The sequence below is a fragment of the Acinetobacter sp. GW821-FHT01E09 genome (assembly GCF_059422385.1).
The window spans coordinates 1,681,188-1,695,028 of sequence record NZ_JBWKWU010000001.1; the positions used below are offsets into that span (position 1 = coordinate 1,681,188).

At 39.4% G+C, this 13,841-nt stretch carries 13 protein-coding genes; 7 read left to right on the plus strand and 6 right to left on the minus strand.

Annotation, left to right across the window (positions count from 1 at the left end):
* The first annotated feature begins 3 nt into the window (after positions 1–3).
* A complete protein-coding gene (locus AC07U8_RS07685; RefSeq protein ID WP_494737617.1) occupies positions 4–1,269 on the plus strand; it encodes an OprD family outer membrane porin in 1,266 nt (421 codons plus the stop codon).
* Positions 1,270–1,855: 586 nt separating this feature from the next.
* Here AC07U8_RS07685 and AC07U8_RS07690 read toward each other — a convergent pair.
* From AC07U8_RS07690 to AC07U8_RS07700, 3 genes are read right to left on the minus strand one after another with little or no spacing between them, the layout of a single operon-like run.
* Positions 1,856–1,978: a DUF2474 family protein gene (locus tag AC07U8_RS07690; RefSeq protein WP_096733783.1), complete on the minus strand. Its 123-nt coding sequence runs from the start codon at positions 1,976–1,978 to the stop codon at positions 1,856–1,858.
* 14 nt (positions 1,979–1,992) lie between these two features.
* Positions 1,993–2,997 (minus strand): cytochrome d ubiquinol oxidase subunit II, encoded by a 1,005-nt coding sequence (gene cydB / locus AC07U8_RS07695; RefSeq protein ID WP_096733784.1) that lies wholly within the window; start codon positions 2,995–2,997, stop codon positions 1,993–1,995.
* Positions 2,990–4,447, minus strand: coding sequence for a cytochrome ubiquinol oxidase subunit I (locus AC07U8_RS07700; protein WP_494737618.1), 1,458 nt, complete (start codon positions 4,445–4,447; stop codon positions 2,990–2,992). The genes cydB and AC07U8_RS07700 overlap by 8 nt, the downstream gene beginning before the upstream one ends.
* Positions 4,448–4,791: 344 nt before the next feature.
* Here AC07U8_RS07700 and AC07U8_RS07705 point away from each other — a divergent pair, with 344 nt between their 5' ends.
* From AC07U8_RS07705 to AC07U8_RS07730, 6 genes are all read left to right on the plus strand, one after another.
* A complete protein-coding gene (locus tag AC07U8_RS07705) occupies positions 4,792–5,184 on the plus strand; it encodes a CidA/LrgA family protein (protein WP_081409330.1) in 393 nt (130 codons plus the stop codon).
* Positions 5,181–5,876 carry an LrgB family protein gene (locus AC07U8_RS07710; protein WP_494737619.1) on the plus strand — a complete coding sequence of 232 codons (696 nt, stop codon included), beginning with the start codon at positions 5,181–5,183 and terminating at the stop codon, positions 5,874–5,876. Before AC07U8_RS07705 ends, AC07U8_RS07710 begins: the two co-directional genes overlap by 4 nt.
* Before the next feature lie 255 nt (positions 5,877–6,131).
* Positions 6,132–7,928, plus strand: coding sequence for a sigma-54-dependent Fis family transcriptional regulator (locus tag AC07U8_RS07715; RefSeq protein WP_494737620.1), 1,797 nt, complete (start codon positions 6,132–6,134; stop codon positions 7,926–7,928).
* Between the two features lie 514 nt (positions 7,929–8,442).
* A complete protein-coding gene (locus AC07U8_RS07720; protein ID WP_494737621.1) occupies positions 8,443–9,324 on the plus strand; it encodes a transporter in 882 nt (293 codons plus the stop codon).
* 95 nt (positions 9,325–9,419) lie between these two features.
* Positions 9,420–10,874, plus strand: a complete 1,455-nt coding sequence (locus AC07U8_RS07725; protein ID WP_494737622.1) for a benzaldehyde dehydrogenase — start codon at positions 9,420–9,422, stop codon at positions 10,872–10,874.
* Positions 10,875–10,907: 33 nt separating this feature from the next.
* A complete protein-coding gene (locus tag AC07U8_RS07730) occupies positions 10,908–12,023 on the plus strand; it encodes an NAD(P)-dependent alcohol dehydrogenase (protein WP_494737623.1) in 1,116 nt (371 codons plus the stop codon).
* Positions 12,024–12,123: 100 nt separating this feature from the next.
* Here AC07U8_RS07730 and tatC read toward each other — a convergent pair whose 3' ends face one another.
* The 3 genes from tatC to tatA are packed head-to-tail and all read right to left on the minus strand — an operon-like array spanning position 12,124 to position 13,624.
* Positions 12,124–12,909 (minus strand): twin-arginine translocase subunit TatC, encoded by a 786-nt coding sequence (gene tatC, locus AC07U8_RS07735; protein ID WP_034616039.1) that lies wholly within the window; start codon positions 12,907–12,909, stop codon positions 12,124–12,126.
* The gene (gene tatB, locus AC07U8_RS07740) at positions 12,906–13,388 is read right to left on the minus strand and encodes a Sec-independent protein translocase protein TatB (RefSeq protein WP_315077297.1); all 483 of its coding nucleotides are present in this window, start codon (positions 13,386–13,388) and stop codon (positions 12,906–12,908) included. The genes tatC and tatB overlap by 4 nt, the downstream gene beginning before the upstream one ends.
* Before the next feature lie 17 nt (positions 13,389–13,405).
* A complete protein-coding gene (tatA, locus tag AC07U8_RS07745) occupies positions 13,406–13,624 on the minus strand; it encodes a Sec-independent protein translocase subunit TatA (RefSeq protein WP_004721526.1) in 219 nt (72 codons plus the stop codon).
* Positions 13,625–13,841: the final 217 nt, after the last annotated feature.

A 13,841-nucleotide genomic window follows, 5' to 3' on the forward strand; every position in this document is an offset into this window, starting at 1 on the left:
CCCATGTTAAAGCTAAATCTGCTTTATAGAACTCAACGAGTTGCACTTTATACGCTGTTTGGATGTCTGAGTATAGATGCCGCTTATGCCGAGTTTTTAGAAGAGAGTAACACCAGTATTTATTTACGTAATTTCTATAATGAACGTGACTACGAAGATACCAAACATGACCTCGGCAGTTGGTCGCAGGCGGCATCTGGGCGCTTTGAATCGGGTTATAGCGACACTGCGCTACAAGTCGGTTTGGATTTTGGTTTTCAATATGCCCTACGTTTAAATAATCGTTATGATGAACGTTTAGATACCGTTTTTAAATATGACAAAAGTGAAGCCCAACAAGCACGGGATTATTTAAAATTAGGTGCCACCTTAAAACTTAAATATCAAAATACAGAGCTTAAAGTGGGGGAGCTTTTTCCAAAAACACCGGTTTTATTTATTGATGATTCTCGACAATTGGTGACGACCTATGCTGGGGTAATGTTAGAAAGCCAAGACATTCAAAATTTAAAACTGTCCGCAGGTCGTTTTACCCATGTCAATGCCCGAGATGATGATGAATATAGAAAATTCACTTTGGGCAACTCTACAGATCCCAACAAAAGAAGTGATGGTTTAAATTTTATCGGATTAGACTATAAGCTTACCCCTAACTTCACTGGTTCATACTGGTTTGGTCAGTTGGAAGATATTTATCAACAACACTATTTCAATGCGGTTTATACAGAAAAAGTCAATGAGACCAAGCTAAAAGTAGATGCGCGCTATTTTAATTATAAAGAGGATGGCGATGCTTATTTTGGAAACATCGATGTCCAGTCTGTAGGATTACAAGCGAGTGCACAACATGGTCCAAATACCTTTTTAGCGGGTGTGCAAAAGCATATGGGTGAGGACAATATTCCACTTTTAAATGGTTATGTTCCGCAAGGATATTTACAGACTTGGTCTGCAATTGCATTTTATAAAGCGAAAGAGTTTACTTGGCATGCCTTATATAGTTATGACTTTAAAGATCATGGCGTACCGGGCCTGAAACTGACCTTGCGTTATTTAAATGGTAGTGACATTTATCGGGCTGGCTTTAAGGATAATAAAGAAACCGAGAAGAATTTGATTGTAAACTATACTGTTCCAGAAGGACAGTTAAAGGGGCTTGGAGTGGAATGGCGCTATATTGATGCCAATATTAAATATGGTGTTGGAAACCTTCCAGGTAGAGATTTTGTGGAAAATCGTTTTATCACAACCTATACCTTTAAATTCTAATTTTTGCTTAATCCAATAAATTAAATGGTGCCCCTATTAAAAACAAGGGGCATCATCTTTAGTAGTCAGGACATTTAAGCGTCCAAGTATAGTTAACCTGTAAAAACTGAGACACAAGAATATAATTTCTCTTAATTAACATTTTTAATTAAATCAATTGTATGGAGAAAATAAATTGTTTGATTCTAAAAAGCTTGCAATGCCACACCTTACATTCAAAGTTTAAATATCTTTGCGTAGGCGATGCCTCCCTTTTTAGAGATAAAAAGGGACAAAAATCTTTCGTTTAACAGGGCTCTTGCGCTGCAAACAAAGCAGTGCTCTATTTTTGCTCATATACCCCCGCTCAACGGCGACATCCTTGTCGCCCCACGGTAGGATAAGTATCTATGCTTCGAAAGCACAAAAAGTGAATTGATAACCAGCAGTTTCTAAACGTTTATACAAATACTTAAGCTTCATTTCTGATCAATGACTTGATGCAAATCAGTTGTATAAATAATTAGGTGGTTTGGCTATAAATAAGGATAAGCATAGTTAAATGCTTATCCTTTCTTCGCTAGTCAGATCATCAACAGGTATATGCCTAATAGGCAAAACTAAGCATTAATCTAAACAAACCCGCAATTAAAGCCAATGCTGCAAAACCGAAACACCACAATAAAATAAACCATGTCGTAGGGTTGAGTTGTTTGATGTATTTGTTCATCTAAAACTCCTTGATCAATGGTAGCCTTCATCACCAATACGGACTTTGTCTCGGAAAACCCAGTAAGACAAGAAGGTATAAGCGATAATAATTGGGATCAGAATTGCCGCACCGACCAAGGTAAATTTAAGACTTGATTCTGGTGCAGCGGCTTGCCAAATTGAAACTGAAGGTGGAATGATGTTTGGCCATAAACTAATTACAAATCCAGTAAATGCTAGAAAAACCAATGCCAGCGTATAGACAAAAGGTTTGACCTCGTATCGTTGCTTACAAGCATGTAAAATTAAACCAGAAAAGAGTACAACTAAAATAGGCACAGGGCTGAAATAGATAAGGTTTGGTAAGGCAAACCAGCGCTGGGCAATTTCAGGATGTGTGATCGGGGTATAGATACTGACGGCAGCAAAAATAATCATTAACGTAATTAACAGCTTTGGCATCAGCGTATACATGATGTCTTGTAAACGCGCTTCCGTTTTTAAAATCAACCAGCCACAACCTAAAGTGGCATACATGACAACAACACCTAAACCAGTGAAAAGTGAAAAAGGGGTAAACCAATCCCATACACCGCCACTATAAATACCCGCAGTGGTTTGAATACCTTGGATATATGCACCAAGGATAACCCCTTGGAAAAAGCTAGATAAGATCGATCCCCAAATAAAGGCTTGATCCCATAAGTATTTGGTTCGAGTTGCTTTAAAGCGGAACTCGAAGGCAACACCACGGAAAATCAATGCGACCACCATAAAAATGATAGGAAGGTATAAAGCAGAGAGTACCGTAGAATAGACCAGCGGAAAGGCTGCAAATAATCCCGCACCGCCAAGCACCATCCATGTTTCGTTACCATCCCAGACAGGGGCGACCGTATTCATCATGACATCACGTTCTTGTCGGTCTGGAATAAATGGAAAGAGAATGCCAATACCTAAATCAAAGCCATCCATCACTACATAAATCAGTACACCTAAACCGATAATGCCGACCCATATTAAAGCGAGATCAATCATGATGTTTCTCCTTATTTTGATCTAGCGGCGCTTGTTGTCCATCGATTGGATCATCCACAGCACTGAGGGGGCGTAATGGGGTTTTAAAATGCCCTAAACCGGTTATTTCAGGATCTAAATGAGTTAAAAACTCAGGTCCAGATTTCATGAGTCTGAACATATAATAAATCCCTGCACCAAATACAACGGTATACACCAGTACAAAAATGATCAGACTGAGTCCCACTTGGTCTGCTGTTACCGTATGCGATAACGCATCTTTGGTACGTAATACGCCATAAACCACCCAAGGCTGTCTTCCTACTTCTGTTGTAACCCAACCTGCGAGTAAAGCGATATAACCCGTTGGGCCCATCACAATAGCGAATTTATGAAACCATGTAGACTCGTATAGCCGATTCTTTTTGCGTAGCCATAAGGCTGTTAAAGACAGCAATACCATTAACATGCCAAGACCCACCATGACACGGAAGCTCCAGAACACGATGCCTACATTTGGACGATCTTCAGCTGCAAAGTCCTTTAATCCAGTAACTTCGCCATCTAAGGAGTGGGTTAGAATCAAACTGCCTAAATAGGGAATACCGAATTCAGTTGTATTTTTTTCTTGTTGCATGTTTGGTGTCGCAAACAGCAGAAGTGGCATCGCATGGTCACGGTTGGTCTCCCAGTGTCCTTCAATTGCTGCCAATTTCGCTGGTTGGTGTTTTAAGGTGTTTAAACCATGGTTGTCGCCAATAACCACTTGTAAACAAGAGGTTACCAGCACCATCCATAAACCCATAGAGAATGATTTTTTAATTAATTCATCACGACGACCTTTAAGCAGATGCCAGCCAGCTGTGCCCACAACCAATAATGAAGACACTAAAAATGCAGCTGTTGCCATATGTGCAAAGCGATAGGGGAACGATGGGTTAAATACAATTGCCCACCAGTCTGTCGGGACAATGATGCCATTTTCAATTGCAAAGCCTTGTGGTGTTTGCATCCAACTGTTAGAGGATAAAATCCAGAACATTGAAATACAGGTTCCAATGGCGACCATAAGTGTGGCAAAAAAATGGGCTTTTGCGGTGACTCGGCCCCAACCAAAAAGCATGATTCCTAAGAAGCCTGCTTCTAAGAAAAATGCGCTTAAAACCTCATAGGTGAGCAATGGCCCCGTCACACTGCCTGAGATACGGGAGAACTCACTCCAGTTAGTACCAAACTGGTAGGCCATGACAATGCCTGAAACAACACCCATAGCAAATGCAACAGCAAAAATTTTAATCCAGTATTTGAATAGATCTTTGTAAACAGGGTTTTGTGTCCGTAACCATTTCCATTCCAGCAGTGCAAGGAAACAGGCTAAACCAATAGAGGTTGCAGGGAAAATAATGTGAAAAGACACAGTGAAAGCAAACTGAATTCTTGCCAGTTCTAGTGCAGTTAATCCGAGACTCATTGCATGCCCCATCGTTGCTTGAGGCATTGGATCGCTATAGACCCATGACCGTCATGATTAAGTTTGGAAAAAACCATAGATCGTTCCATAAAAACTACCTACTTAGAAATAATTATTATGATCTTGCACCATTATTTAGTTGGGATGTAGGTACAGAAAATGAGGAGAAAAAATATAACAGATTTTTAAAATATGGCTGAACTGTTATATTTTTATCGGCTGATTTTGTAGCTATATTTTTTCTTTAATGCACTGCAGACTACGGATATATCACTTAATTTCAAGTTGAAAAAAGGTATGTACCGTTAAATTTAGCTTGAGTCATGATGAATATACGGATGTAAATGACAGTGTTTTATACAATATCTGAGTTAACCACGATTAAGCGCGCGAGCTACCAAATCAGCTTGATTATAGCGATTTGGGGTTTTGCATATATGTTGCAAAAACTGTTGAATTTACCCATTGCATCAGGTGTTTTAGGTTTTTTTATATTGCTGATTTTATTGCAAATGCAATGGCTCAATTTGGAAAAGGTGAGTCTAGGTGCAGATATTCTGTTGGGTGAGCTGTTGTTGTTTTTTATTCCGCCAGTGGTCGGTGTGATTCAGTATCAGCAATTGCTTTTGATCAGTGGTTGGAAAATATTTCTGGTGATTTTACTCAGTACCGCTTTGGTGATGGCAAGCTCTGTGTTGATGGTGAAAATATTCTTGCAACAGGATGATATGGAATGACGGAGTTGTGGGGGATTTTTTACTTGCTTTGGACGGTACTGTGTTACTTCTTGGCAAAGCGCTTATTTGTTTTTACCCAGAAAATATATTTTTCTCCGATTATTGTGGTGCCTAGTCTTAGTATTATTTTGATCTTTATATTTCAGCATCGCTTTCAAGACTATTACCAATACACCCAATATTTGGTTGCCATGTTAGGACCAATTACAGTGGCATTTGCGATTCCTGTATTTCGTTATAGAGCGATCGTCAAACAATATTTTTTCGTTTTAATCGTCAGTTCTAGTGTGTCTATGCTGGTGGGAATCTTAAGTAGTTGGCTATTGGCAAGTATGTTTAATTTCGACGAAATTTTGAAAAATAGTCTTTTGGCACGTTCGATTTCTATTCCATTTGCCTTGGAATTGACTGAAAAAATTGGCGGCTCAATCAGTTTAATCCCCTTGTTTACGGTCATAACAGGCTTAGTGGGGATGTTATTTGGTGATTTTTTACTGTTATGGATGCGCTATAAAAACAGTATTGCACAAGGCGCCGCTCTAGGAAATGCCGCTCATGCGATGGGGATTGCGCGAGCAAGACAACGTCATGAGTTAGAAGGAGTGATTGCTAGTCTATCAATGATTATTTCAGGAATCATCATGGTGTTATTTGCACCCTTTATGATTTCATTGATTAAACATATTGTTTGATTTCATTTTATTTAGATTGAAAAATAACATTTAAGAGTGAAGTCTAGACTGCATTTAAAGACAGTATGCGATGTGCAATATAATTGATTTACATGAATATTTATTTTAAAACTCCGTATAGGATTTTGTGATGATGCAGATTTTGTGCTACATATTTAATTGTATTTAGCCCTTGTCATATTCTAGAGAGGGTGATTTTATATTGGGATCATCAAAGGGATGATCGAAAGCAACTGCTGGATTTGGAATAGGCTTATGGATGGGTTATCTGAATTTTCTTGGCAAAATATTAAATATAACTTTTACAATACTGGAGAACTGCCAGAGATTGTGCAACGAGACTCACCTATTTTACAGCTTTGGGAAAGTGCAAAAAATTCGGGCTTAAGTCCTTTCTCCAAAATCACTGACTTACACGAGTTTCCTGTCGCTGACCTTTCACAGGGCGATATAAAATTAGCCGCATTGGCTGAAGGTGTATTAAATGATGTCTGGCGCTTATTTGGGCAACAGGATGTTATCGTTTTCTTAATTAATCATCAGCTTAAAATTATTGCTGAACGTCACAATCCTGATTTAGATGACCAATATCATTATTTATGCACGGGTCGTATCATTGAGCCCTCTGTGTTTGGTGCGATTGCACCGACATGTAGTGTGATGTCTAAACAGCCTATGATCATGACAGGGCATCAACATTATCTGGATGAATTTTCGAATTATTCTTGTGCATCGGTTCCGATATTCAATGGCTGTGGTGATGTACTCGGTGCTTTAGATATCACTTCACCACAAGGGCTTTTGGCGAGCAATTGGTTGCGTCACTTACTTTACCAAAGTTATATTTTGGAAAATAAGATTATTCAGGCAGCACTACAACTTGATCAACGGGTCCTTTATTTTCAACATTCCAAAGATTTGCTGGACAATGCCTATACGGGCATGATCGTACTGGATCAATCAGGAAAAATCCTCAAAGCCAACCAAATGGCGTTGAAATTGCTGAATTGTTCTATTGAGCAATTGTTGCAGCAACCAATGGATCATTTTTTGCTAACCGAGCATTTGAATCCATTAAATTCGAGTGATTGTTTTTTAATTCAAAGTTTTGACCATGCATTTTTTTATGCCCAGCTACGTAGTGTGAATGGGCAGTTGCAGAATAAAACAAGCAAAATCACGACCCAGCATTTGCTTGATCAAGCGCTGAAAGCATTAAAAGCCGATATTCCTGTATTGATTACCGGAGAAACCGGCACAGGTAAGGATTATTTTGCTCAGCAGTTACATCAGAAGCTGGATGTAGATTTACCTTTTATTTCGATTAATTGCGGTGCAATACCAGATCATTTGCTTGAAGCAGAATTATTTGGTTATGAAGGCGGCGCTTTCACAGGTGCTAAACGGCAAGGCGAAAAAGGTTTAATTGAACTGGCAGATCAGGGCATACTCTTTCTCGATGAGATTGGTGATTTGCCTTTACATTTACAAGTGAAAATTTTAAGAGTGTTACAAGATCAGCAGTTCTATCGGGTTGGAGGACGTAAACCGATCAAGTCAGCATTTAAACTGTTATGTGCAACACATCAGGATTTAAAAAGTAAAATACAACAGCAGTCATTCCGCCGTGATTTATATTATCGTATTTGCGGTTTTCAGGTACATTTACAACCCTTACGCTTACGTCAAGATAAACAGATCATTTTACATCACGTTCTGGATCAATTCGGCATAGCGCAATGGTCGAGCCATGTAGAACAACAATTTAATAGGCACACATGGGAAGGAAATATTCGTGAATTAATTCATGTGGTGAAGCTATCCGCAGCGTTTAAAGACAGTGAAATTTTAAATCATTTATATTTACCTGAAGCTGATTTAGCGAATCAGCAGCAAAGTAAGCAACTGATATTCAATGAAAATAAAAACTTAAATAGTTTGACCAAGCAAATGATTGTGCAGGTGTTACAAGAAGAGAATGGCAATATCGCAAGGACAGCGAAGCGCTTAAATATCTCAAGAACAACGATTTATAAATATATTGGCAATTAATACTGATTTTATTGCAACGTTTACTCCATCCAAAGCTTGATCTTGGGACTGTATATTAGGTCTTGTCGGAACAGCTTTGGCTTTTTTTTTCTGATTGTTCATCATGCTAGGGCAACTCAAAGTTGCCTGAATATACACTTATTACGTACACATTATTTTTAAACTTAACTAACCCTTATTCTCGTTTTTAATCCTTATTCATATTTAACCCCTCATCCTTGTTTTAGGCCCCCAGTGATTGTCCATTGATTGGACAGTGCATTCTCAATGCTGTCCATTTATTGGACATTGGAAAGGTAACCTTATTTTAAGTCTATGATTATTAATTATAAAAATATTGGCACGCTAACTGCAAATATTCTATGGCTCATATTTGATTAAAACAAATCTATCAATCGATTTATTAAGTGTAGATGGTCGATTTGTCATGGATGAATCGATTGATTTTTGATTAAAAATTTAAACAAGTGCAATGAGCAGTGAAAAGGATGCTTGAAACTAAAGGGAATAGATGATGCGTTTTAGCAATAAAAATAGCCTGCTTGTTATGTTGAGTGGCATGTTTGTACAGTATAGCCATGCAATTGACGTAAACGTAGGGGATTATACAGCGTTGCCAAAAGGCACCAATGCAGGTGTGTTCTATTATCAACATAGTCAAATGGAGGGTTATTACCAAAATGGTGAAAAAACCAGAGCTGAATCTAAATCGGATATCGCTATCGCGCGCTTAATTCATTACACCGACATCGCTGGTTTACGTGCAACGCCTCAAATCATTTTACCATTTGGAACAATACGGCATACGCAAATTGGTGATACTGATTTAAACAATGCTTCAGGTTTTGCAGATCCAGTGATTGCTTCTGCATTTTGGCTGATTAATCAGCCTGAACAAGGTTCATCGGGTCGTTATCTGGCATTTACCCCATTTATTTATCTGCCACTTGGGCAATATGATCGAAATGATGCGGTGAATTTAGGCGAAAACCGATTTAAGTATGATCTTCAACTGGCATGGGTACAGCCGCTATATGGCAAGCTTGCTTTTGAACTTTATCAAGATGTGATTTGGTATGGAGACAACGATGAAGCGGGAAAGGGCGATCAAACACTTTCACAAGCGACCAGCTATCAAACTCAATTTAACTTACGCTACGACTTGAATTCTAAACAGAAAATCGCCCTCGGTTATGCCGCAAATTATGGGGGTGAACAACAATTGGATGGAATCAAACTGGATCAGAACATGGAAAAGCAACAAGCGCGATTGGAGTTTCAGCAAATGTTGAATGCAAAAACTCAATTAAGTGCGCAGTTGCTTTCAGACACACGAACGGAAAGCGGATTTAGGAAGGATTACGGTCTGAATTTTCGTGTTTTTTACATTTTTTAATTTAAAGCAGGTGTAACACATTGATTGCGTCATTTTTACAAGGATGCAGTTGGAACAGTAAAGCAATTGTCTAAATAAATTTTGAAGAGGTCAGAATGTCTATATTCACAAAAGAGCTTTGGGATAAAAAATTATTTAACGGTTCATGGCAGTCAGCCCAAGACACCTACAGTGTGATTGAGGTTGCAACAGGTCAAGTGCTTGGTGAAATCGGTTATGCCAGTGCCGCTGATGTGGTGAATGCCGCACAACAAGCCAAAGCCGCTCAACAACAGTGGTGGGCTTTAAATTACCAAGAACGTCAGGCAGTGTTTGAGCGAGCTGCTGTTTTACTGACAGAAAATCAAGCGGAAGTGATTGAGTGGTTGGTTAAGGAAAGTGGTTCATTACAACTGAAAGCGGGCTTTGAAGTAAGCATTGCGATTCAAGTGCTTAAACATTGTATTGCTTCACCTGCAACTGAACAGGGCACATTATTACCTACACAAAATGGCAAATTAAGTATAGCCAAACGCTTGCCCTTAGGTGTTGTTGGGGTCATTTCGCCATTTAACTTTCCACTGTACTTAGCTTTACGTGCTGTGGCACCTGCTTTGGCCTTTGGTAATGCGGTGGTGTTAAAACCTGATGAGCGTACAGCAGTGTGCAGTGGCTATGTGATTGCACGGATTTTTGAACTTGCAGGATTGCCAAAGGGGCTGCTGCATGTATTGCCAGGTGGGGCAGAAGTTGGTGAAGCACTGACTTTGGATAAAAATATTGCCAGTATCCAATTTACGGGATCAACCCAAGTTGGACGGATTGTTGGGGCGAATGCGGCAAAGACCTTAAAGAAAGTCTCTCTAGAACTGGGTGGGAAAAACTCACTGATTATTTTGGATGATGCGGATATTGAGTTGGCAGCAGAAAATATTGCATGGGGTGCATTTTTACATTCTGGACAGATTTGTATGACCTCTGGCAAGATTTTGATTCATCAAAAAATTTATCAACAGGTCAAACAGCGTGTCATTGAAAAAGTGCAGAATTTTGTGGTGGGGAACCCTTGTGACAAGAATGTCACCATTGGGCCATTGATCAATGCCAAACAAGCGCAACGTGTAGAACAATTGGTTAGTGCTGCGGTTAAAGAAGGCGCAACATTGGAAATCGGTGGACATGCCGATGGGGTGTTTTTTCAACCGACTGTACTGACAGATGTGACTGCAAATAATTCGATTTTTAGTGAAGAGATTTTTGGCCCTGTTGCCGTGTTGATTCCGTTTAGCTCAGATGAACAGGCCATTGAATTAGCCAATGACGGCGATTATGGGCTTTCAGCAGGCATTATTACCTCCAATGTAGGACGAGGTATGCAACTCGGTGCACAGCTCAAAGTGGGCTTGCTACATATCAATGATCAGACCGTAAATGATGAAACGGTCAATCCATTTGGTGGTTTTGGTTCATCAGGTAATGGTACGCGTATTGGCGGCCCTGCCAATGCCGATGAATTTACCCAGTGGCAATGGATTACTGTACAGGCTCAAGCGCCACATTATCCTTTTTAAACAATTAAATAAATCATTACAGGACGTTATAACATGAGTGAATTAAAAGATATTATTGCCGCAGTGACCCCATGTAAAGGTGCTGACTTTGAGTTGCAAGCTTTAAAAATACGTCAGCCTCAAGGTGATGAAGTATTGGTAAAAGTGGTTGCTACAGGAATGTGCCACACCGATTTGATTGTACGTGATCAATATTATCCGGTTCCGCTGCCTGCTGTTCTTGGACATGAAGGGTCAGGAATTATCGAGGCGATTGGCCCTAATGTAACCGAGCTTCAAGTGGGCGATCATGTGGTCTTAAGTTACGGGTATTGTGGAAAATGTACCCAATGCAATACTGGAAATCCTGCCTATTGTTCAGAGTTTTTTGGACGAAATTTTAGTGGGACAGATTCAGAAGGACAACATGCACTTTGTACCCACGATCATGGTGTGGTTAATGATCATTTTTTTGCCCAATCCTCCTTTGCAACCTATGCTTTAAGTCGTGAAAATAACACGGTTAAAGTGACCAAAGACGTACCAATTGAACTATTAGGACCACTAGGTTGTGGTATTCAAACAGGTGCTGGTGCATGTATAAATGCTTTAAAAGTGACACCGGCCAGTAGTTTTGTGACTTGGGGTGCTGGTGCTGTTGGTCTGAGTGCTTTGCTTGCGGCAAAAGTGTGTGGTGCTTCGATCATTATTGCTGTTGATATTGTTGAATCTCGTTTGGAGTTGGCAAAACAATTGGGTGCAACCCATGTGATCAATAGTCAAACTCAAGATCCTGTGGCGGTGATTAAAGAGATTACCGATGGTGGAGCCAACTTTGCATTGGAATCTACGGGGCGACCTGAGATATTAAAACAAGGTGTTGATGCACTGGGGATTTTAGGCAAAATCGCCGTGGTAGGTGCACCTCAATTAGGCACAACTGCACAATTTGATGTAAACGATCTGTTATTGGGTGGGAAAACCATTTTAGGTGTTGTTGAGGGGAGTGGCTCACCCAAGAAATTTATCCCTGAGTTAGTCCGTCTATATCAGCAAGGGAAATTTCCCTTTGACCAACTTGTAAAATTCTATGCATTTGATGAAATCAATCAAGCAGCGATAGATAGCCACAAGGGTATTACACTCAAACCGATTATTAAAATTGCATAATCTTGCATGGCATGCTCATCAATGAGCATGCCATTTCTTTGATTTTAAGCATTTTGGGGTCTAAATTTTGGGTTTAGTTTTTTAAGGTGGCAGGATGAGTTTAGCGCTTTCTTCGCTTTTCCAGTAATTTTCCAAATAATAAACCCAGCTCAAACAATAACCACATTGGGATCGCAAGCATAATCATGGAAATTGCATCAGGTGGTGTTACAAACATAGCGATAAAAAAACAGCCCACTATAATAAACCGGCGTTTTGCAATTAAACTCTGAGTGCTAACCACACCAATCAAAATCAATAAAAGTGTGATCATTGGAATTTCAAAAGTTACCCCAAACACCAAAAATAACTTTAAACAAAAGCTGAGATAACTATTGATATCGGTCATGGGTGCGACGGTTTCGGGAGAGACACTGATGAAAAAGTGCAGAATAGAAGGCAGTACAATAAAGTAAGCGAAGGCAATCCCTGCGTAAAATAATAGGATGCTACCTAACAACAAGGGAAGTGCCAGTGATCTTTCTTTTTCATAAAGTGCGGGTTTAATAAAACTCCAGAGCTGATAAATAATAAAAGGCATTGCCAGCAGAATCGCCACAAAAAAGTTAAGCTTAAAGGGTGCCATAAATGTTGCAGTAACATCTGTTGCGATCATGGATGAATTGGCAGGAAGTTGTGCTCTTAACGGTTCTGAGAGTAGTTGATATGTTCGATTGGCAAAAGGCAATAAACAAAAAAATAGTGCGAATAGAACCCCTACTGTTTTAAACAAATGTTGACGAAGCGCCACCAAATGTTCAATCAGTGGCATTTGCTGTAGTTCTTCAGACGGTAGGTCTTTTGCAATCACAGCGGGTGATGAAGATTGAGGGAGCTGTGTATTCATGCGATCACCTTTAATTTTACCGGAGATGAGGCTTTAGGCTCTGTCTGATGATCATTAGATGGTGGTTGATGCTGTAAATAGCTTTGTAAATAATAGGGTGTAAATACTGAGTAATACGCTTGATTACTCAATAAATTACAATAAATCAAACTGTTAAACTTTGTTGTTTTTTCAGTAGCGCTGCTCTGTAGCTGTTGTTTAGCGTCGCTTACCTCTGTTTGCTGCCGAAGTTCAGCAAGTTGGGATTGCATTTTTTGTTCAAGCTCGGCCATACGCTGCATTTCTTGTTGGACTTGCGCACGCAGTTCGGATAATCCGAGTTCACGGTCAATATCTTGTTTGGCATTGTTCACAAAATGCATGAGTTTGGCATACCATTTCCCCGCGAAACGAGCGGCCTCTGGCAGTTTTTCTGGTCCAAGTACCAGAAGAGCAATAATGCCAAACACAAAAAGTTCAGACATTCCAACATTAAACATCTATATCATCCCTAAACTTAGCTGTTAATGGTTGAGTCGGATGGTTTCTTGGTCTCCTCATGTTCAAGCGTGTTGGTCTCTTTTAATGCGATGTTTTCTTCCTCACGCATTGATTTTTTAAAGTCTTTGACTGCGCCGCCAACATCTTTACCAATATTTTTAAGCTTAGATGTCCCGAATAATAAAATAACCACAATTGCAAAAATGATCACATGCCAAATTGATAAACCAGCCATAGTGTTCTCCCTTGTTATTCCTGTCCATGAGAATTGATTTTTACTGTATTGAGATCAACATCCATTGATTCAATTCATTGTTTTAAATAACCTAATCATTTAGGGTCTTACATTTAAAAGCAGTACATTTAAAATGAATAGGTTTTGAGCGAGTAGGTTATAAGTTAAGTTTTTAAAAGAGAAAATTTCAATAAATTCACAAGAATTTTTTCTCTTT